Origin of the sequence: Saccharopolyspora rosea (assembly GCF_025643595.1) — a bacterium.
Lineage (GTDB): Bacteria > Actinomycetota > Actinomycetes > Mycobacteriales > Pseudonocardiaceae > Saccharopolyspora > Saccharopolyspora rosea.
In genome coordinates this window covers 4,021,266-4,039,054 of sequence record NZ_CP102826.1, presented here as the reverse complement: position 1 = coordinate 4,039,054, position 17,789 = coordinate 4,021,266, and the positions used below count along the sequence as shown (strand labels likewise).

General features: G+C 73.0%; 19 protein-coding genes. 12 read left to right on the top strand and 7 right to left on the bottom strand.

The features are described from left to right. Window positions 1-74: 74 nt before the first annotated feature. Both NV263_RS18695 and NV263_RS18690 read left to right on the top strand, forming a co-directional pair. A complete protein-coding gene (locus tag NV263_RS18695; protein ID WP_263247639.1) occupies window positions 75-554 on the top strand; it encodes a glycine-rich domain-containing protein in 480 nt (159 codons plus the stop codon). A gap of 8 nt (window positions 555-562) precedes the next feature. After that, window positions 563-1,456, top strand: a complete 894-nt coding sequence (locus NV263_RS18690) for a hypothetical protein (protein ID WP_263247638.1) — start codon at window positions 563-565, stop codon at window positions 1,454-1,456. Between the two features lie 60 nt (window positions 1,457-1,516). Here NV263_RS18690 and NV263_RS18685 read toward each other — a convergent pair whose 3' ends face one another. Both NV263_RS18685 and greA read right to left on the bottom strand, forming a co-directional pair. Beyond that, window positions 1,517-2,194 (bottom strand): YbhB/YbcL family Raf kinase inhibitor-like protein, encoded by a 678-nt coding sequence (locus tag NV263_RS18685; protein ID WP_263247637.1) that lies wholly within the window; start codon window positions 2,192-2,194, stop codon window positions 1,517-1,519. Between the two features lie 83 nt (window positions 2,195-2,277). Continuing rightward, the gene (gene greA / locus NV263_RS18680) at window positions 2,278-2,763 is read right to left on the bottom strand and encodes a transcription elongation factor GreA (RefSeq protein ID WP_263247636.1); all 486 of its coding nucleotides are present in this window, start codon (window positions 2,761-2,763) and stop codon (window positions 2,278-2,280) included. 234 nt (window positions 2,764-2,997) lie between these two features. On the opposite strand from greA, the gene NV263_RS18675 reads away from it, so the two are divergent. From NV263_RS18675 to NV263_RS18665, 3 genes are all read left to right on the top strand, one after another. Then, window positions 2,998-3,336 (top strand): plasmid stabilization protein, encoded by a 339-nt coding sequence (locus NV263_RS18675; RefSeq protein WP_263247635.1) that lies wholly within the window; start codon window positions 2,998-3,000, stop codon window positions 3,334-3,336. Between the two features lie 162 nt (window positions 3,337-3,498). Next, on the top strand, window positions 3,499-5,079 hold the full coding sequence (locus tag NV263_RS18670) for a N,N-dimethylformamidase beta subunit family domain-containing protein (RefSeq protein WP_263247634.1): 1,581 nt from the start codon (window positions 3,499-3,501) through the stop codon (window positions 5,077-5,079). Window positions 5,080-5,185: 106 nt separating this feature from the next. Next, window positions 5,186-5,950 (top strand): GNAT family N-acetyltransferase, encoded by a 765-nt coding sequence (locus tag NV263_RS18665; protein WP_263247633.1) that lies wholly within the window; start codon window positions 5,186-5,188, stop codon window positions 5,948-5,950. A gap of 41 nt (window positions 5,951-5,991) precedes the next feature. On the opposite strand, the gene NV263_RS18660 is transcribed toward NV263_RS18665, so the two are convergent. After that, window positions 5,992-6,615 carry a class F sortase gene (locus NV263_RS18660; RefSeq protein WP_263247632.1) on the bottom strand — a complete coding sequence of 208 codons (624 nt, stop codon included), beginning with the start codon at window positions 6,613-6,615 and terminating at the stop codon, window positions 5,992-5,994. Continuing rightward, complete coding sequence (locus NV263_RS18655; protein ID WP_263247631.1) at window positions 6,612-7,307, bottom strand: DUF4142 domain-containing protein; 696 nt, start codon at window positions 7,305-7,307, stop codon at window positions 6,612-6,614. Before NV263_RS18655 ends, NV263_RS18660 begins: the two co-directional genes overlap by 4 nt. Window positions 7,308-7,541: 234 nt before the next feature. Between NV263_RS18655 and NV263_RS18650 the strand changes: the two genes are divergently transcribed. After that, complete coding sequence (locus NV263_RS18650) at window positions 7,542-7,769, top strand: hypothetical protein (protein WP_263247630.1); 228 nt, start codon at window positions 7,542-7,544, stop codon at window positions 7,767-7,769. A gap of 55 nt (window positions 7,770-7,824) precedes the next feature. Then, complete coding sequence (locus NV263_RS18645; protein WP_263247629.1) at window positions 7,825-8,283, top strand: hypothetical protein; 459 nt, start codon at window positions 7,825-7,827, stop codon at window positions 8,281-8,283. Window positions 8,284-8,432: 149 nt separating this feature from the next. Here NV263_RS18645 and NV263_RS18640 read toward each other — a convergent pair whose 3' ends face one another. Both NV263_RS18640 and NV263_RS18635 read right to left on the bottom strand, forming a co-directional pair. Then, window positions 8,433-8,744 (bottom strand): hypothetical protein, encoded by a 312-nt coding sequence (locus NV263_RS18640; protein WP_263247628.1) that lies wholly within the window; start codon window positions 8,742-8,744, stop codon window positions 8,433-8,435. A gap of 9 nt (window positions 8,745-8,753) precedes the next feature. Further along, complete coding sequence (locus NV263_RS18635; RefSeq protein WP_263247627.1) at window positions 8,754-8,921, bottom strand: hypothetical protein; 168 nt, start codon at window positions 8,919-8,921, stop codon at window positions 8,754-8,756. A 180-nt stretch (window positions 8,922-9,101) separates the two neighbouring features. Between NV263_RS18635 and NV263_RS18630 the strand changes: the two genes are divergently transcribed. From NV263_RS18630 to NV263_RS18620, 3 genes are all read left to right on the top strand, one after another. After that, on the top strand, window positions 9,102-10,451 hold the full coding sequence (locus NV263_RS18630; RefSeq protein WP_263247626.1) for a hypothetical protein: 1,350 nt from the start codon (window positions 9,102-9,104) through the stop codon (window positions 10,449-10,451). 134 nt (window positions 10,452-10,585) lie between these two features. Then, on the top strand, window positions 10,586-11,818 hold the full coding sequence (locus NV263_RS18625; RefSeq protein WP_263247625.1) for a hypothetical protein: 1,233 nt from the start codon (window positions 10,586-10,588) through the stop codon (window positions 11,816-11,818). A gap of 33 nt (window positions 11,819-11,851) precedes the next feature. After that, complete coding sequence (locus NV263_RS18620; RefSeq protein WP_263247624.1) at window positions 11,852-13,330, top strand: type 1 periplasmic-binding domain-containing protein; 1,479 nt, start codon at window positions 11,852-11,854, stop codon at window positions 13,328-13,330. Between the two features lie 81 nt (window positions 13,331-13,411). On the opposite strand, the gene NV263_RS18615 is transcribed toward NV263_RS18620, so the two are convergent. After that, on the bottom strand, window positions 13,412-14,869 hold the full coding sequence (locus NV263_RS18615) for a UbiD family decarboxylase (RefSeq protein ID WP_263247623.1): 1,458 nt from the start codon (window positions 14,867-14,869) through the stop codon (window positions 13,412-13,414). Between the two features lie 190 nt (window positions 14,870-15,059). Here NV263_RS18615 and NV263_RS18610 point away from each other — a divergent pair, with 190 nt between their 5' ends. Both NV263_RS18610 and NV263_RS18605 read left to right on the top strand, forming a co-directional pair. Further along, window positions 15,060-16,508, top strand: a complete 1,449-nt coding sequence (locus tag NV263_RS18610) for an amidohydrolase family protein (RefSeq protein ID WP_263247622.1) — start codon at window positions 15,060-15,062, stop codon at window positions 16,506-16,508. A gap of 371 nt (window positions 16,509-16,879) precedes the next feature. Beyond that, window positions 16,880-17,761 (top strand): ROK family protein, encoded by an 882-nt coding sequence (locus NV263_RS18605; protein ID WP_263247621.1) that lies wholly within the window; start codon window positions 16,880-16,882, stop codon window positions 17,759-17,761. The last annotated feature ends 28 nt before the right edge of the window (window positions 17,762-17,789 follow it).

The window sequence follows — 17,789 nt, the reverse complement described above, 5'->3', positions numbered from 1 at the left end:
CCGGAGAGAGGTACCCAACCGGCACCAGTTGATCAACGCTGGTCTGGTAAGCCTCAATCCGAAAGGGTGTGAACATGAAGGCAGCGATACCGGATGTGAAACCGGGCCGATCACTGGTTTCCCCGGACCTGTTCGACCGCTTGGTTTCACGGATCGTGAAAGAGAGGAACACCGACCGCGAGTTGGCCGCGCGGATCATGGACCAGGCGTTGGCGTTCCTCGGGGCGTGCGCCTGCAATCACGGAACGCCGCTGTCTCCAAGTCCGACGGTGGATATCGGATGGCACACATTCCTCCTGCACACCAAGGACTATGCCGAGTTCTGCGGCCAGGTCGCGGGACGGTTCCTGCACCACGTCCCGGCAGACGAGAACGTCGAGCGGCGAGACCCCGCCGAGGTGTCCCGCACGACGATGGAAGCGATCGAAGCAGCCGGTTTCGTGGTGGATCATGAACTGTGGGACATCGGTCGGCGTCTGTGCTCACAGTGTTTCAACGGATGTGCGGACGACCCGCCGCCGGATCCTCCGCCGAAGGACCCGAAGCGAAGGTGAGTTGAGCAATGACCCGGTGGAAGTGGGGCGATCTGCCCACCGCCGTGCGCGTTGCAATCGAATCGCACTGCGGGCACGTCGTCAGCGCGTCCAGTCCGTCCGCCGGCCGGAATTCGGATCTCTCCGTCACCCTGCACCTGGGTGACGGAGGGGCGTGTTTCGTCAAGGGAGTATTGGCTGACTCCGAGCAGGCGCGACTGCACCGGCATGAACGCCTGGTCGGGCCGTACTTGCCTGCCGAGGCTCCTCGGCTGATCTGGTATGTGGACGTCGACGGATGGGTGATCAACGGGTACGACTACGCCGAGGGGCACCACGCGGACCTGTCGCCGGGGTCGCCGGATCTGCCGCGGGTACGAGACGCGGTCACGGCCCTCGGTGAGGAGCTGACCCCGTGCCCCGTGAACGTACCGACGTTGGCCGATCAGTGGGGTCGATTGGCGGCATGGCGCCGCATTCGTCGCGACGGCGGAGTGCAGGGCGCGGACTCCTGGATTCGGGAGAACCTGGACCGGTTCGTGGCGTGGGAGCAGGACGGGTTGGAAGCGCTGGGTCGTGGGGACACCCTTGCGCACACTGATCTCCACGAGCTGAACATCCTGGTCGGCTCCCGCGTGCAGGTCATCGACTGGGCGTGGTCGCGGCGCGCGCCCGCATGGGTGGACCCTGCCGTTCTGGTGGTCCGTCTGCTGGCCGAGGGACACAGTCCCGATGAGGCAGAAGCCTGGGCTCAGGGGATCCCCGCGTTGCGCGGCGCTTCCAACGGCACCGTGACCGCGTTCGCCGTGACGCTGCTCGGTGTGTGGGAGTACGTGGTGCGGCACTCCAGTGGTTCCCATCGGCGGCCGCTGGTGGACGCGGCGCGGACGTGGGTTCACCACCGACTGGCGGGGTTGTCGTGAAGACTGATCCCACAGCCGAACGGCGCCCGCGTTCTCCTGACGCGGGCGCCGTTTTCGTTGTCAGCGCTGGTAGCGGCCGACGATGTTGCCGTGGGCGAGTTCGGACTCGGCCAGCCTGTCCCGCAGGTCGTCCACTGTGGAGTCCGGGAACAGGTGCAGCGGTCGGGACGAGGCGTGGACGTGGAAGAAGTAGCGGTGCGGCGGGTCGCCGGCGGGCGGCATCGGGCCGCCCCAGCCGTACTCGCCGAAGTCGTTGCGGGACTCCACCGCGCCCTCCGGCATCTCGCGGTCGCCGATGGCGGTGACCTGCGGGTCGATGCCGGTGACCAGCCAGTGCAGGAACGTGCCGCCGGGGGCGTCCGGGTCCTCGCAGACCACGGCGATCTCGGCGGTGCCGTCCGGGACGCCCTCCCACTCCAGGGCGGGCGGGATGTTGCCGCCTTCGCGGCTGCACCGGCGCGGGAGCGGGCCGTGGTCGTTGAACGCGCTGCTGCGCACGCGGATCCCGCCGCCCTCGCGGTCGCGTTCCCGGCCCTGCCCGCCCGGTTCGCCGGACGGGCGTTCGCCGAGCGGTCCTGCCGCGCGGTCGTCGGCCGGGCGGCGCGGCGGGTGGACCTGCTGGAGGTCCTCGTTGGCCGCGCGGTCGGCGCGCTGGTCGGGCACGCCCTCGCGGTTCTCGTACTCGGCACGGCGCCGGGCGCGTTTGACGTCGTACTTGTGGCTGCCGGGGTCGGGCATGCTCGCACTCCTTCGCGCGTGGCCGAGCCGCTGGACTCGCAGCTGGTGGGTACCCGGTCCGCGCCGGGTGGCAAACCCGCAGGTCACCCCTGGTACGGCTCGATCTTGGTGACCTCCACCCGCATGTGCTCACCGCCGGGCAGGTCGTACTCGCGCTCCTCGCCCACCCGGGCGCCCAGCAGCGCCGTGCCCAGCGGGGAACGCGTCGAGACGACGTCGGCCGCGCCGGGCGCCGACTCCTCGTGCGAGGCCAGCAGGAACGTCTCCGTCTCGCCGTCGGCGAACCGCAGGGTCAGCAGCGTGCCCGGTTCGGCGACGTCGGCGTGCCGGGGCGCCGGGCCGGTGCGGGCGTCGCGCAGCAGCGCGCGCAGCTCCCGGATGCGGGCCTCCTGCATCTCCTGCTCCTCGACCGCGACCTGGTAGCCGCTGTTCTCCCGCGGATCGCCCTCCCGGCGGGCCCGGTCGATCTCCGCCGCGACCGCCGGTCGCCGGGCGATGAGCTCGTCGAGTTCCCGCCGCAGCCGCTCGTACGCCTCGGCGCTGAACCAGGTGGCGCGTGTGTCCTCCATCGTCGCTCCTCGTTCCGTGCGGACCCGTACTCGGCGGGATGCGCCGTCGACGGGCGGGGATGAACCTGCCGGAGCCCCGGATCATCCGTTCGGGTGGATCCGGCGTCGTGTCCCGGTGGGCCCAGTCGTCGCGTTGCGCCACACCGGACACCGCCGCGGTGGCGGGGAAGGTGTGTTCGCCCAGCTCACCGGGTAGTGCCGAACATGTAGCAAGAATACGAGGAGGTGAGACGGATGCCGCGGCAGAAAGGGTGGAACCGCAAGCAGGAGCGCCAGTACGAGCACATCAAGGAAGGCGCCCGGGAGCGCGGTTCGAGCACCGGCCGCGCCGAGGAGATCGCCGCGCGCACGGTCAACAAGGACCGGGCCCAGCGCGGGCAGGCCGAACGGCGCAGCAAGGTCTCGACGCAGGACATCCCGCCCCAGCGGCGCGGCGGTATCCGGTCCGGCAAGCGGTACGGGCCGGGCGGGCGCACCAAGCAGCAGCTCTACGAGGACGCCCGCCGCCAGAACATCAAGGGCCGCTCCAAGATGACCAAGGAGGAACTGGAGAAGGCCCTGGCGCGCAGCTGACGGTGCGGCGCGGTGCCGCGCCGCACCGGGCGTCGGACGCACCCGCATGGAGACCACCTCCTCGTGCCTGACGCCCACCGTGCGGAGTGCCCGCCGCGGGCGGGAGGGCCGATCGACCCGGATGCCGCGTTCGCGCGGATCCGCCGTCCCCCGGGAGAGCCGATGCGACGTGCCGTGCTGGCGGGATTCCTCGCGTGGAGCCTGCTGATCGCGGTGGCGTGCAGCGGGGCGCAACCGCCCGCACCACGGCCGCCGTCGGGTGCTGCGGGGACGAGCGCGGGCCCCAACGGCGTGCGGTCGGACCGGGTGGTGCGGGAGAACCAGCGCCCGGGCACCGACTCGTGGCGGATCACCGGGACACCACCGGGAGAGATGGCCGGGTTCGCCGACCGCACCTACGCCGCGCAGGGCGACACCGTGACGCTGTCGGCGTCCACCGACGCGCCCGCGATGCGCGTCGAGGCGTACCGGATGGGCCACTACCAGGGCAGGGGAGCCCGGCTGGTGTGGAGCTCGCCGCCGCTGCGCGGCACGCGGCAGCCGCCCTGCCCGGTGGCCGGTGGGGTCAACGCGGTCTCCTGCGCCGGATGGGCCCCCACCGCGCGGATCCCGGTCACGGCCGACTTCGTCCCCGGCGACTACCTGCTGAAGCTGGTGGGCGACCGCGGGCAGCAGAGCTACGTCCCGCTCACCGTGTGGGACCCGCACGGCCGCGCGACCTACCTGGTCAAGAACGACGTGCTCACCTGGCAGGCGTGGAACCCCTACGGCGGCTACGACTTCTACGTCGGCCGCGGCGACTGCCCGTCCGGCGGGTACCCGCTGTGCTCGCGGGCGCGGGTGGTCTCGTTCGACCGGCCCTACGAGTTCTCCTACAACGGCGGTCAGGGCAGCGGGGACTTCCTCGCCCTGGAACTGCCGCTGGTGCAGTGGCTGGAGCGCAACGGCCTCGACGTGGACTACGCCACCGACATCACCCTGGTCGACCACCCGGAGGCGGCGACCGCGCACCGGGCGCTGTTCTCGCTCGGCCACGACGAGTGCTGGTCGCTGCGGGAGCGGCGGGCCGCCGTCGCCGCGCACGACGCCGGGGTGAACATCGCGTTCTTCGGCGCCAGCGGCATGTTGCGGCACGTGCGCCTGCAACCCTCGGCCCGGGGCCCGAACCGGGAGGTGGTCGACTACCGCGACGCGGCGGAGGACCCGCTCAACGGCCGGGGCGACCGGATGGAGGTCACCGGCAACACCTGGGCGTCACCACCGGCCGCGTGGCCGGCGGACGACTTCGTCGGCGAGTCGTACAACGGATTCCTCGCCCCGGACGCGCAGCCCGGCGCGCTGCGCGTCGCCGACGCCGGCGCGTGGATCTTCGCCGGAACGGGCCTGCGCAGCGGTCAGGCGGTCCCCGGGGTGATCCGCTCCGACGTCGACAGCCTGCAACCGCCGGGGCCGCGCCCGCCGCACGTGCAGGTCTTCGCCCACTCGCCGCTGGACGCCCGGCACGCCCAAGCGCGCACCCGCGACGGCGACACCTTCTACTCCGACATGACCTACCACACCGACCCGAAGGGGCGGGCCGGGGTGTGGGATTCCGGCACCAACAACTGGATCCCGGCCCTGGCGCCCTGCGCGGACGGCCGGTCCTGCCCGGCTCCGGTGGTGGGCGCGATCACCGGGAACCTGCTGCGCGCCTTCGGGGCCGGGCCCGCCGGGGACGTCCACCCGTCCGCACCCGGCCGGTAGCAGCGTGCCGGACACCCCGAAATCACGTGCGAAGCTCAGCCCGGCCGTGTTGGGATCGTCCGCTGTGAACGCCCATTGTCGCGATGCAGCCGACCTGACGGACAGGATGGAGCGGAACCTGGCCGAACACGCCTGCCACCTGCACCGGAGCATGGCGGGTGCGACCGTCGCGGAGGCCAGTGACCTCCTGGTGGCCGACAGCGGCCTGGACGACGACACGTTCAACGTCGTTGCCGCGGCCCGCTTCACCGCCGCCACCGCCGCGGCGCGCATCGCCGAAACCGCTCGGGAGCTGGCGCGCACCGGCCGCCGCTTCTCCTGGTGGGTCGGGCCTGCCTCGACACCACCGGACCTGCCCGCGCGCCTGGTGGCGGCCGGTCTGCCGGTGTCCGAACACGAGACGGCGATGTGGGCCGAGCTGGACGACACCCCGCCGCTGCCCGCCGCCCGGGGACTGGACATCCAGGCGGTGGCCACGCCTGAACAGCTCGCCGACTACGCCGCGGTCATCGCCGCGAACTGGACCCCGCCTTCCGACGCCGTCCGCCGCTTCTTCGCCCGGGCCGCCCCGCAGGCGCTGGCCGCGCAGTGCCCGGCCCGTTACCTGGTCGGCTACGTGGACGGCCGTCCGGTCTGCTCGGCCGAAGTGTTCCACCACGCGGGGGTTGCCGGGATCTACAACATCTGCACCCTCGCCGCCCACCGCCGGCGCGGCCACGGCGGAGCCATCACGCTCGCCGCCCTCCACGCGGCCCGCGAGCGGGACCACCGCATCGCGGTCCTGCAGGCGTCCGGCGACGGCGAGCCCGTCTACCGCCGACTGGGTTTCCGCTCCTGCGGCCGGTTCACCGAACACGCCGTCGACCCCTGAGCGCCCGGCTTCGAACTCGCTCCGGGTGGCGGAACCGGCGTTCAGGCCGGGACGGCGTAGGCGACGACGTTGTCGGCGTACTCCTTGGTGCCCTCGTCGAACGGTCCGCCGCACGTGATCAGCACGAGCCGGGGACGACCGGTGCGGTCGAACACGTCGGGCGGCAGGGACGCCTTGGGATAGCCGCGCACCGCCGCGATCCGGTACCGGACCGTGCTGCGCGCGGTGGTGACGGTGACCGGGTCGCCCGGCTGGAGATCGCCCACGCGGAAGAACGCGCCCCGGCCGCCGCGCTGCGTGTCGACGTGCCCGGCCAGCACGACGGTGCCGCGCCGGGCTCCCGGCGCGGCACCGGCGCTCCACCAACCGACCACGCCGGGCGGCCCGGGAACGCCCAGCCCACCGTCCCGGCCGGGCAGTACCGGGTCGACCGGCGCGTTCACCCCCAGCGTCGGCAGGTGCACCCCCCGCGGCGCCTCGTCCGGCGACGCGGGGAGCGGTGTTGCGCGCTCCGGCGCGGGATCAGGACCGGCGTGGGCCGCCGGTACCGTTCCGGTGCGCGGCAGCTCGGGACCGCCCACCAGCCAGTGCGCGAGTCCCGCCGCCGCGACGAGCAGACCGAGCGCCAGCGCGATCTCCGGCACCCGGCGCCGCCACGACCTCATCCGAACCGGCGGCGACGGCGCAGCAGCACCGCACCGGCACCCGCCAGCGCCAGACCACCGGCCGCCAGGGCGACGTCGGTGGTGCGCAGCGGTGCGCTTCCGGCCTGGCCGCCGGAACCGGTGTTGGCGCCCTTCGGCGCCACCCCGAGCTCGGCCGCGGCCGCCCGGGCGTGGCTGAGGTGTCTGCTCACGGCCGGGAGGAAGTTCTTCGCGAAGTCCTGCACGGCGGCGTCGCTGCCGGACGAGATCTCGGCGCGGGTCTGGGTGTACGCCTCCTCGTGCCCGGCGATCTGGGCCTGCAGGTAGGTGGTGTCGAACATGGCGCCGGAAGCGCTCTTGAGCTTGTTGCCGATGGCCTGCTGCTGCGCGTTCGGCGACGACGGCAGCGTCACGCCCTTGTCCCGCGCCACCTGTTCGAGGTGGCTCTGCGCGTTGCGGTGGTCGGTGAGCGTTTCCTGCGCCAGCGACCTGGCCTGCGGTGTGGTGGCCTTCTGCAGCGCGAGCTCGCCCGCGTCGATCTCGGTCAGGTTCACCTGCGCGGCCTGCGTCATGAACGTCTCGTCCTGTTGGGACAACGCGGCGGTCGGGTGGACCGCGGGCGTTGCCGGGCTCGCGGTCGCCGCGACGCCGGGCACCGTCATCGCCGCCAACAGGGCCGCACCCCCGAGCAGCCCCGAAGCGCGTGAGATCATCCTGGTCACCGTCCTTCCCCGGTTCGGAATCGTCACGGTGCCGGACTACCCCGGGCTTCGCGGGAAAAACCCGTCTTCCACCGAACGTGGTCGATGGATCACGAGGTCCCCGGTGGTCAGGAACGCGTCAGGAACGCCCGGCGGTCCGTCAAGAACGCGTCTCCCGGCGCGTCCCGCCGCGCGGCAGCGGGGCATCCTCGTGGTGGCGGAGTTCGTCGGAGGAAGCCGGGCGACATGATCGACGTGGTGATCCTGGTGGGTGCCTTCGTGGTGGCCGCGATCGTGCTGCGGGGCGTGCAGGCGTGGCTGGACCGGCCGGGCGAGGACACCGCACCCCGTTCCGCGGCGGAGCCGGACGACGCGCGCACTCCCGCAACCGCGCGGCGCGCGGGCGTCCGGGAGCGCGCCGGTGGCGTCGCCGTTCCGCCACGATGGCACCGGTGGCGTCCGCGGCGCGGTTGACCGGGTGCGTGCTCACCGCCGCCGGTGGTGGCCCGAGGGGAACGGAGGCCGTGCGATGCGCTGCGGCACCACGGGTTCCCGCGGTTGGTCCGTCGGAGCGAGCTGCGGGGCCGGTTTCTTCGCGATGGTCGTCGCGGCGGTGCCCGCGTGGGCGGCCGCGCTCGCCGGTGGTGCGGTGGCCGGTCTGGTCGTGCTGGCCATCGCCGTCTCCGGTTACGCCGCCCTGGCGCGCAACGTCCCGGGCGCGCTGGTCACCGCCGTGCTGGGCTGGATGTTCTTCAACGGCTTCGTGGCGCACCGGCTCGGCGTCCTGCAGTGGGACGGGCGCGCCGACACCGCGGAGCTGGCGGTGCTGGCGGGCGCGGCCGTGGTCGGCTCGGTGCTGGGGTGGACCTGCGTGCGGAGCCGCACCACCACCACGCCCGCGGCGGTCCCGGCGCAGCGGATCGCGCCGCGGCCGGAAAACCGCGCCGGAGATCGGATCCCGGTCGGCGGCTCGCGCCCCCGTCGGTGAACAGCTCAGCTCCTGTCTTTGAACTTGCTCCCGGAAGGGTCGTGCAAGCGGCGTCAGCCGCTTTCTCTTTCGGTGAGTACGCAAGCAACCGGCACCGCTGAGGTTCCGCCACCGGCACCGCCATGCAAAACGAGTTCAAAGACAGGCTCTCAGCTCCACCGGACGGACCGGTGGCCGCGGGCCCGGGTGCGGCCGTGCAGCGACCACGGTCCCAGCCGCAGCGACCAGCAACGCCCGCCGAGCGGTCCGCGGCGCACCCGCAGCGGGCCCCAGCGGTACGTCCTGACAGTCCACAGTGGTCTCATCAGCGTCACCTCCTCCCGTCGTGCCCCGGTGCGTCGCAGGCCGGTGGCGAAGAACGCGAACAGCAGCGCCACCAGCACGACGACCAAAGCGATCACGCCCAGCCACGCCCACTTCCCGGGGCGGGCCGGGGGCTCGCGCGGTTCTCGTGCGGACATACCGTTCGGCTAGCCACCCGGCGCGGGCCGGAAACGTCGCGGTGGATCGCCGACGACGCCTGCCGCGATGAGGAACTCCCACACCGCGGCCAGCGCCGCCGGCAGGGCCGGGCCGCGGGCGCGGCCGTGCAGCCCGGGGTGCACCGGTGCCGGGACCGGGCGGTGCAGCACTGGCACGTCGAGGCAGGGCAGGATCACGTCGGCGAGGTGGGTCGCAACGGCGACGGCAGTCCACCGTGGACCCCGGAAAACGCGTGCGGCTATTGCGGAATCTGACGCGGTGCGGGTTCTTGCGAACTCCTGGCGGTGCCGGTGCGGAAGCTGCGCGCCGGGAGCGGGCGCACTACGGTGCGGCGGATGAGCCAGCACGCCCCCGCCACCGCCCGAGCGCGGCGCGCCGACCTCGCGGCCGGTGGTGCCGTCCTCGCGCTCGTGCTCGCCGCGGTGGCCGGCTGCCTGTGGTGGAACCCCGGCCGCCAGCTCGGGCCCGGTTCGTTCGCCGGTGTCGGCCCGCTGTTCGGCGAATGGCCGGTGCTGGGCACCTTCCTGCCGCACGTCGGGCCCGGAACCCCGGCGGCGGTGCTGGTCGCGGCGGCGGTGGTCGTCCAGGGCCCGGCGCTGGCCGACCGGCTGCCGTGGCGCGCGGCGCTGACCTGCGCCTACGGCGGTGCGGTGGCCTGGACGCTGTCCCTCGCGCTGATCGACGGCTGGGACGTCGGCGTCGCCGGCCGGCTGACCTCCGGTGCGGAATACCTGCACGAGGTCCCCGGCGTCACCGACGTCGGCGCGGCGCTGCGCTCGTTCGTCCGGCGCATTCCCGACCACCAGCCCGACTCCTGGACGACGCACGTGGCCGGGCACCCGCCGGGCGCCCTGCTGGTGTTCGTCGGGCTCGACCGGATCGGGTTGGGCGGTGGTGCGGCGGCCGCGGTGGTCTGCGTGCTGGCCGGCGCGCTCACCGCCGTCGCGGTGCCGGTTGCCCTCGCGGCGCTGGGCCATCCCGGTTCCGCCCGCGCCGCGCTGCCGTTCCTCGTCCTGCTGCCCGGAGCGGTGTGGATGGGGGTCTCCGCGGACGCGCTGTTCGCCGGGGTGACCGCGACCGGCATCGCGCTGCTGGCGCTCGGCACCACCGGGCGAGTGGCCTGGAGCCTGGTCGGCGGGCTGCTGCTGGGATTCGGGATCTTCCTGTCCTACGGGCTCGTGCTGACCGGGGTGATCGCGCTGGCCGTGGTGGCGGTGGGGCGCAACGCGCGGGCCCTGGGCGCGGCGGTGCTCGGCGCGTTCGCGGTGGTCGCGGTGTTCGCCGCCGCCGGGTTCTGGTGGCTCGACGGCTACCACGCCGTCGTCGTGCGCTACTACCAGGGCATCGCCGCGCAGCGCCCCTACGGCTACTGGGTGTGGGCGAACCTGGCCTGCCTGGCGCTGGCCACCGGCCCGGTGGTGGGGCCCGGGCTGCGCCGCGCGGTGGCGGACCGGCGGACCGCGCCCGCCGGGGTGGTCGCGGTGGTGGCGGCCGCGACCACCGCGGTGCTGGCCGCGGACCTGTCGGGGATGTCCAAGGCCGAGGTCGAACGCATTTGGCTGCCGTTCGCGGTGTGGCTGGTCGCCGCGGCAGCGCTGCTGCCCGCGGCGACCCGGCGCGGCTGGCTCGTCGCGCAGGCCGCCACCGCCCTGGCGGTCAACCACCTGGTGCTGACGAACTGGTGAGAGCCTGTCAACAGTCCACAGTGGTCCGATTCGGGCGGCCGGTGCACCTCGCCCGGGGCGGGGAATGACCGAACGGGCACATTCCGTCGCGCAGCGTGGTTACACTCGATCTTCCTCTGGGAGGGAGGTCGCGCATGAGTGTCCGGACCGGTGGGGACCGGGAAACCTCCGCTGAGCTGCCGCTGTTCCGCGGTGTCGTCGAGGTGTTGCGGCTGATCGGCAGGCTGTACCGCAGACCCAAGCTGGGGGACCGGGCCCGGCACGGGGAGGACGACGGCAGCGGCAAGGGACTGCCCATGCTGTGCCTCATCCGCCCGACCGAGCACCGCTCGCTGCTCCCGGCGATCTCCGAACGCCTCAAGAGCGCCGAGAAGAACCGGGTTCCGCACGCCTTCGTCAGCAGGCCCGAGACCGATCCCGACACCGACCACGACGCACCGCTGCAACCCGACGTGCGGCAGATCCGGGCCCTGCTCGCCGAGATCGCCGAGAAGCTGGGTGATGCGTGGAACGCCCGCTCCGGGCGCATCCGGTTCCACCGCTTCGGCCTCGCCGTGTGGCTGATGCAGCAGGACCTCTCCCGCGTGGAGGCGCCCCGGCGGGAGGCGGAGCTGCGCCGCCGCCTGTGGCGGCGCGACCCGGCGCAGCGCATCTCGGACCTGATCAACAGCAGCGGTTCCGGCGCCCCGGACACGGTGTGGCCGGTGATCAAGGCGGTCAGCGTGCTGCCGTGGATCTGGTCCCGGCTCAAGACGACCGGGCGGCTGCCCGGCCTGGGCCGGGAGTACCGGTGGTTCCGGCGCCAGCCCTACCTGGCTCCCGAGGTGCCGGGTACCTTCCTGGGCTTCGCCGAGCGGCTGACCCGGGGCGAGTGGCCGCAGGAGGCGCCCGACCAGGTCGTCCGGTTCCTCACCAACGCGCTGCTGGAGGACCTGCGGCGGGCCTACGGGCGGTTCCCGTGGCGGCTGCGCGGCGAACGCCGGATGAGCTACGCCGTGGTCCTGCTGGACAACGTCACGCGCGCCAACGGCGGCTACGACCTGCTGAAACTGATCAACGACGTGCGCAACGAGACCGGTCGGTTCGACCCGCTGCTGGTGATCAGCGCCAGCCGGAAGGTGCCCCCGCACGCCGTCGAGCCGACCGTCGGCGACGTGCGCGACGCGGTCTACGACGCCGACGAGGCCGAGGAGGGCCACCGCGCCTGGCGGCGACGGCTCGTCGGCGACCGGCGCCGCCGCAACGAGATGACCTGGTACCTGCCGATCTCCACCTACACCGGGACCGCCGGCGAGGACGAGCGGTACCGGATCGGGCGGGCGCTGGCCGCCGAGGGGCCGTACCGGCTGCCGCGACCGCCGTGGTAGTCGCGCCGCGCGGTCCCGATCGGGCTCGGCCTGGTGCTGCTGACCGGAGGTGGCGTCGGGTACTCGGTATACGGCGACCAGCACTGCGGGGTGCCGCTGAGCCGACCGTGGGCGTGGTTCACCGGGGAGGGCGCGCTGGAGGCCATGGGCGAATGCGTCGGTGTCACCGACGGGGCGTTCGTCAGCGCGTTCCTCAACCCCGCCGCCCAGGCCCCCGCCGACGTCCACCAGGGGTTGCTCCGCACCGGCGGGATCCTCCAGCAGCAGAACGACCAGGCCGTGCGGACCAGCGTCGAGGACCGCAGGCCGCTGGTCACCCTGGCCTACCTCGGTGACTTCTCCGGCAACAGCTCGGTGGAACTCACCGCCGAACACGAGACGCTGGCCGGGATCGCGGTGGCGCAGCGCGACCAGAACTCCCGCGAGAGCAGCAGCGCCCCGGTGGTGCGCGTCCTCGTCGCCAACGGTGGCGGCAACATGCGCCACGCCTCCTACGTCGTGCGCACCTACCTGTCCGGGATCGCCGCGAACCAGGACGAACGGCTGATCGGCGTGGTCGGGCTGAACCACAGCCGGACCGAGACGGTGTCGGCGATCGAGGAAGTGACCAGGCTGGGGCTGCCGATCGTGGCGTCCACGCTGTCCTACGACCACCTGTCGGACTACTCGCCGCTGTACTTCCAGGTCTCCCCGCAGAACCGCCAGGAGGCCCAGCAGGCCGCGGAGTACTTCCGGGAACGCGGGAACGGGGAGGTCGGCGTCTACCGCGACCTGACCGACGCCTACAGCGCGAACCTCGGCGAGGACGTCGCCGACGAACTCGGCAAGGCCGGGCGCACGGCGCGCTGGCTCTCGCCCGCCAAGCCCTACGACGCGGGCCGCGCGGCGTGCGGGGACGGGGAGGTCTACTACGCGGCCCGCGCGACGAACTTCAACGACTTCCTGCGCGGCGTCTCCGACGGCTGCGGCGGCGGTCCGCTGCCCGACATCCTGGCCGGGGACGACGTGACCCAGCACGTCGCCGACCGGGTGCGGCGCGAGCGCTTCCTCGGGATCCCGTACTCGTACCAGTCGTTCGCGGTCGGGCCGACCCGTCCCGACCCGGACGACGCGGCCAACAACCTCAAACCCAACGAGTACACCTTCTACTGCTCGCTGAACCGGTTCCTGGCCGGGGACGGCGTGCAGGACAAGTGCCCGCCGCGCGCGGGCGACCTGTCCCTGGACGGCCACGCCGCGCTGGCCTACGACGCCACCCGCGTACTGCTCAACGCCGCCGAACGCCTCCAGTCCACAGTGGCCGGACCGGAGCGCACCACCGCCTCGGTGCCGATCACGCCCGGCGCGGTGTGGCGCGAGCTGAACAGCGTCCGCGCGCCCGAGCAGCAGGAGTCGCTGGTGACCGGTGTCATCGACTTCGGCAGCGACACCACGAAGCGGGTTCCCATCAACAAGAGGATCTGGATCCTGCGGGTGCGCGGCGGCGAGGTCGAACCGCCGTCTGACCGCTGACGAGAGTCCACTACGGACAGTCCTGTGCGGACTGTCCGATTGCGACTCGGCGTCCCGGGGTCGGGCCGGACCGGAACACCGTCAGGCGCGCCAGTTGTCGAGCACCCACTGCTGCACGTCGGCGGGGTAGATGTGCCGGAAGGAACTGCGGCGCTGCCGACCCTCCTCGGGCAGCAGGCAGTCGTGGACCACCTTCGGGCCGCGTCCGGCGTGGCGTTCCTCGGCGGTGTAGCAGGCCAGCAGCGGCAGCACGGGGCCGTGCCGGACCACCCGGTGCCCCTCGGGGTGGCAGCGGGTGGCCAGTGCCCAGGTCAGCTCGGCTTGGTCGGCCGGGTCGACGTCGGCGTCCAGGACGAACACGCGCGGCACCGTGGCCTCCGAGCGGAATCCGTCGAGCACCTGCGCGATCCGGCGGGTGAGTTCGGCGCTGTCGACCCCCGGCAGCGCCGCCCGCCAGTCCTCCTCGACGGTGACGACGAGCAGGTGCGAGGCCGCTTCGAACGGTGCCCACGCCGTCCGCACCGGCAGGTCCGCCTCCCGCAGCAGGGCCAGCACCTCGGCGGCCGTGGTCAGGCCGGTGGTGGTGTGGAACTCGTCCACGGGTTCGCCCTCCACGACCGTGGGCCAGATCGGGTCGTCGCGGTAGGTGATGGCCTCGATGGTGTAGGTCGGCTGCCGCGTCGTCTCCGCGGGCGCGTACCCGGCGAACTCGCCCATCGGGCCCTCGTCCGCGTCGCGCTCGACGCTCACGTGGCCCTCGATGACGATCTCGGCGCTCGCCGGGACCCACAGGTCCACCGTCTCGGTCTTGACCACGTCGACCGGTTCGCCCAGCAGCGCGCCGAGGAAGCCGGGTTCGTCGACGTCGTCGGGCAGCGGCATGCCGGAGACGAACGGCAGCGCCGGGTCGCCGCCCTGCACCAGCGCGAACGGCATCGGCTCGCCCCGGTCGGCCCACAGCTGCCAGGCGCGGGCGATGTGCTGCGGGTGCATGACCAGGCCGGTCAGGTGCCGGTCGTCGATCCGCATGATCCGCGCGATCGACCAGTTCACCCAGTCGCCCTCGGGGGAGCGCACGACGATCGTGCCCCAGGTGTTGACGTACGCACCGCCGTCGCCCTCGTGCAGCAGCGGGGTCGGGAACCGCGCCAGCGACGCCTGCTCGCCGAGCAGCACGTTGCGCTTGCACGGCGCCGTGTCGACCTCGCGGGCGGCGATGGGCTCGCGCCGCCGCGCCGCGGCGAGCGCGTCGACGATCTCGTGGGGCCCGGCGTCGGCGGACAGGCCCAGCGACAGCGCCACGCGCGCCAGCGGGCGCCCCGGTGCGGAGCTGAGTGCGGCGGGCGCGCCGAGCAGGCGGAAGCCCTCGCCGGTGCCGCGGATGTTGGTGAACAGCGGGGCGGGGGAGCGGGTCTCGTAGCAGCGCCGGATGTAGGCGCCGATCTCCAGGCCCTGCCCGACCTCGGTGTCGATCTCCTGGACGTCGCCGAGCGCGTCGAGCGCGGCGAGGTACTCCCGCAGGTCCCGGGGGCGGGTCATGGCGGACTCCCTTCTCGTGCCGGTCTCGACATGTAGTTTTGCTACAAAATTGTTTTGCGACAAGCGGATGTGTCCTGCGGAACAGGAGGCGGCTGGAATCCGCATGGCGGAAAGATTGTTTCTGTGAGCGAACAGAGTTAGCCTCGTCGCCCCGGCGCGGAACGTTCGTCGGAGGTGGAGGAGGACGTCGTTGGCAACCGAGCAGCAGGACGGAACCCCGGGCGGCGTCGGCCGCCGACGTTTCCTGACCGGCGTCGGCCTCGCCGGAGCCGGTGGCCTGTTGGCCGCTCCGGCCGCGGCCGAATCGGCGCCGCCGTCCCCGCGCCCCGAGCAGTTCCAGGGCGGCCGGTACCTCCTGGTCCCCGACGTGGTTCTGCTGCCGAACGGAATCGCGCGCGACCACGCGGTGCTGGTCGCCGACGGGAAGTTCCGCGACGTCGGGCCGGCGCAGCGGGTCGTCGCCGCGCACCCGGAGCTGACCCCGGTTCGGCTGGACGGCCACCTGGTGATGCCGGGGTTCGTCGACGCCCACCACCACCTCACGCAGAGCTTCGGCAAGGCCCAGGCGTTCGGCCAGCCCTCGGAGATCTTCAAGCAGGTGTGGGAGCCGCTGGAGCACGCCCTGGACGCCGACACCGCCTACCTGGCCACCAAGCTGTCCGCGCTGGAATGGCTGCGCGGCGGGTTCACCACGGTCGCCGACGCGGGCACCCGGGCCCCGATCGACGTCGAGGTGCTGGCCCGCGCCGCCGAGGACGCCGGAATCCGCTGCGTGCTCGGCAAGGTCTGCTCGGACGGCAAGGGCGGCGAACAGCACCTGCACCGCTGGGAGTCCGCGCGGCTGATCCACCCGTCGCTGGCCATCCCGATCCAGGACGACGCCTCGGACGCGGTCATGAAGAAGACCTCGGACCTGTGCGCCGAAGCCGGCGCGGTCTTCCAGATCCACGTCAACGAACACCTCGCCGCGGTGGAGCGCTCGATCAGCGCCTTCGGCCGCCGCCCGATGGAGCACCTGCACGACATCGGCGCTCTCGGCCCGCAGACCCTCGCCGCGCACGCCACGCTGCTCACCCCGACCGAGATGCGGATGGTCGCCGACGCGGGCGCGGCGATCAGCTACAACCCGGTCGCCAGCGCGTGGAAGGGCAACGCGGTCGCCCCGGCGACCACGCTGGCCGCCTGGGGCGTGCGCTTCGGCACCGGCACCGACGGCACCCGGGGTGACGGTTTCCGGCTGGTCGACGCCGCCGAGACCGCGCAACGCCTCACCGGCGGACTGGCCACCGGCGACTCCTCGTGCGGCGCGGGCCGGACGTGGGTGGAGCACGCCACGTCCCGCTCCGCCGACGCGGTCGGACTGGGCCGGGTGACCGGCGAGATCGCGGTGTCCAAGGCCGCCGACTTCCTGGTGGTCGACCTGCGCGTCCCCGAACTCACGCCGTCCTGGGACCTGGAGTGGGAACTGGTCCGGCTGGCCAACCGGAACCAGATCACCGCCGTCGTCGTCGACGGCCGCCTCCGCCTGTGGCAGGGCTGGCCGACGGACTGGGACGCCCACGCCCTCGTCGCGCAGGCCGCGACGACCGGCCGGGAGGTCGTCGAGCGCGCCCCGATCCGCCGCGTCAAGCCGGACTAGTGAGTGTTTTACAAGCGGCGTCAGCCGCTTTCTCTTTCGGTGAGTGGTCTCGCAACCGGCACCGCCGCTGAGGTTCCACCACCGGCACCGCCACACAAAGCACTTCCGAAACCCTCCCTAGGGCCAATACCGCTTGCTTTGGTTGATCTTGGTGTATTGGGTGGTGGGGTGCCCGGACCCGGACAGAGTGGTCCCGTCGATTGGTCCACTGTGGTCAGACGAGCTTGTGGCGGTGCTGCGCACGTTGCTAGGATGCGGACGAATTCCCTTTTCCCGTGCGTCTTCTCGCGCTCGGTGACCCGTCCCGCCGTTCGGCGAGCGGAACGTCGTCGCCACCATCCGCTCGTCGAGGCGGGAGGAGGACCGCTGCAATGAGCTTCCTGGGCATCGACATCGGCGGCACGAAGGTGGCGTTCCGGGTGGAGGACGACACCCCGGAGCCGTACGAGGCGACCGCGACGTGGACCGCTTCCGGGGATGTGCGGCAGGATCTCGCGGTCCTGCGTGCCGGAGTGGCCGCGGTCCGGGAGGCCGCCGGACCGCCCAAGGGCGTCGGGATCGCACTACCAGCCACTGTGGACGGCGAAGGCAGGATCACCAGCTGGCCGAACCGCCCGCACTGGATCGGACTCGACTGGGACGGCGTGGTCGCCGCCCTCTTCCCCGGGACCCGCGTGCGCACCGCCGATGACGGGGACCTCGCGGCGCTGGCCGAAGCCGACCGGGCGGGCAGCGCCGACGTGGTGTACTTCGGCGTCGGCACCGGGGTCGGGGGAGGCGTCGTGCTCGGTGGTCGGCCGGTCCCCGGTCCCCGGCGCGGCTCCTGCGAGATCGGGCACGTCATCGCCGACCCCGCCGGTCCCCGGTGCGACTGCGGCCGCCGCGGCTGCCTGCAGGCGGTGGCCTCCGGACCGGCGCTGTTGCGGACGGCCGGTGCGTCGCGCGGTCGGTCGACCGGGTTCGCCGAGCTGCGCCGGGGATGGCTGGCCGGGCGGGACTGGGCGGTGGCGGCGGTCCGGCGCGGCGGCGCCGCCGTGGCCTCGGTCGCCGTCGGCGTGGCGGAACTGCTGCACCCGGAACTCGTGCTGGTCGGCGGCGGGGTCGCCGCCGGGCTGCCCGGCTTCGCCGAGGTGGTGGCCGACCGCGTCGCCGGACTGGCTCGTCCCGGGCACGCCGTGCCCCGCGTCGCACCCGCCGAACTCGGCGGTCTGTCCTCCCTGCACGGGGCGGTGCTGCTCGCCCGCCAGGGGTGAACCGACCGGGTGGGGGCGGTTGCGCTGT

Coding starts and splice junctions, on each gene's coding strand:
- NV263_RS18695 (WP_263247639.1), top strand. CDS start 75: ATGAAGGCAGCGATACCGGATGTGAAACCGGGCCGATCACTGGTTTCC.
- NV263_RS18690 (WP_263247638.1), top strand. CDS start 563: ATGACCCGGTGGAAGTGGGGCGATCTGCCCACCGCCGTGCGCGTTGCA.
- NV263_RS18685 (WP_263247637.1), bottom strand. CDS start 2,194: ATGCCCGACCCCGGCAGCCACAAGTACGACGTCAAACGCGCCCGGCGC.
- greA (WP_263247636.1), bottom strand. CDS start 2,763: ATGGAGGACACACGCGCCACCTGGTTCAGCGCCGAGGCGTACGAGCGG.
- NV263_RS18675 (WP_263247635.1), top strand. CDS start 2,998: ATGCCGCGGCAGAAAGGGTGGAACCGCAAGCAGGAGCGCCAGTACGAG.
- NV263_RS18670 (WP_263247634.1), top strand. CDS start 3,499: ATGCGACGTGCCGTGCTGGCGGGATTCCTCGCGTGGAGCCTGCTGATC.
- NV263_RS18665 (WP_263247633.1), top strand. CDS start 5,186: ATGGAGCGGAACCTGGCCGAACACGCCTGCCACCTGCACCGGAGCATG.
- NV263_RS18660 (WP_263247632.1), bottom strand. CDS start 6,615: ATGAGGTCGTGGCGGCGCCGGGTGCCGGAGATCGCGCTGGCGCTCGGT.
- NV263_RS18655 (WP_263247631.1), bottom strand. CDS start 7,307: ATGATCTCACGCGCTTCGGGGCTGCTCGGGGGTGCGGCCCTGTTGGCG.
- NV263_RS18650 (WP_263247630.1), top strand. CDS start 7,542: ATGATCGACGTGGTGATCCTGGTGGGTGCCTTCGTGGTGGCCGCGATC.
- NV263_RS18645 (WP_263247629.1), top strand. CDS start 7,825: ATGCGCTGCGGCACCACGGGTTCCCGCGGTTGGTCCGTCGGAGCGAGC.
- NV263_RS18640 (WP_263247628.1), bottom strand. CDS start 8,744: ATGTCCGCACGAGAACCGCGCGAGCCCCCGGCCCGCCCCGGGAAGTGG.
- NV263_RS18630 (WP_263247626.1), top strand. CDS start 9,102: ATGAGCCAGCACGCCCCCGCCACCGCCCGAGCGCGGCGCGCCGACCTC.
- NV263_RS18625 (WP_263247625.1), top strand. CDS start 10,586: ATGAGTGTCCGGACCGGTGGGGACCGGGAAACCTCCGCTGAGCTGCCG.
- NV263_RS18615 (WP_263247623.1), bottom strand. CDS start 14,869: ATGACCCGCCCCCGGGACCTGCGGGAGTACCTCGCCGCGCTCGACGCG.
- NV263_RS18605 (WP_263247621.1), top strand. CDS start 16,880: ATGAGCTTCCTGGGCATCGACATCGGCGGCACGAAGGTGGCGTTCCGG.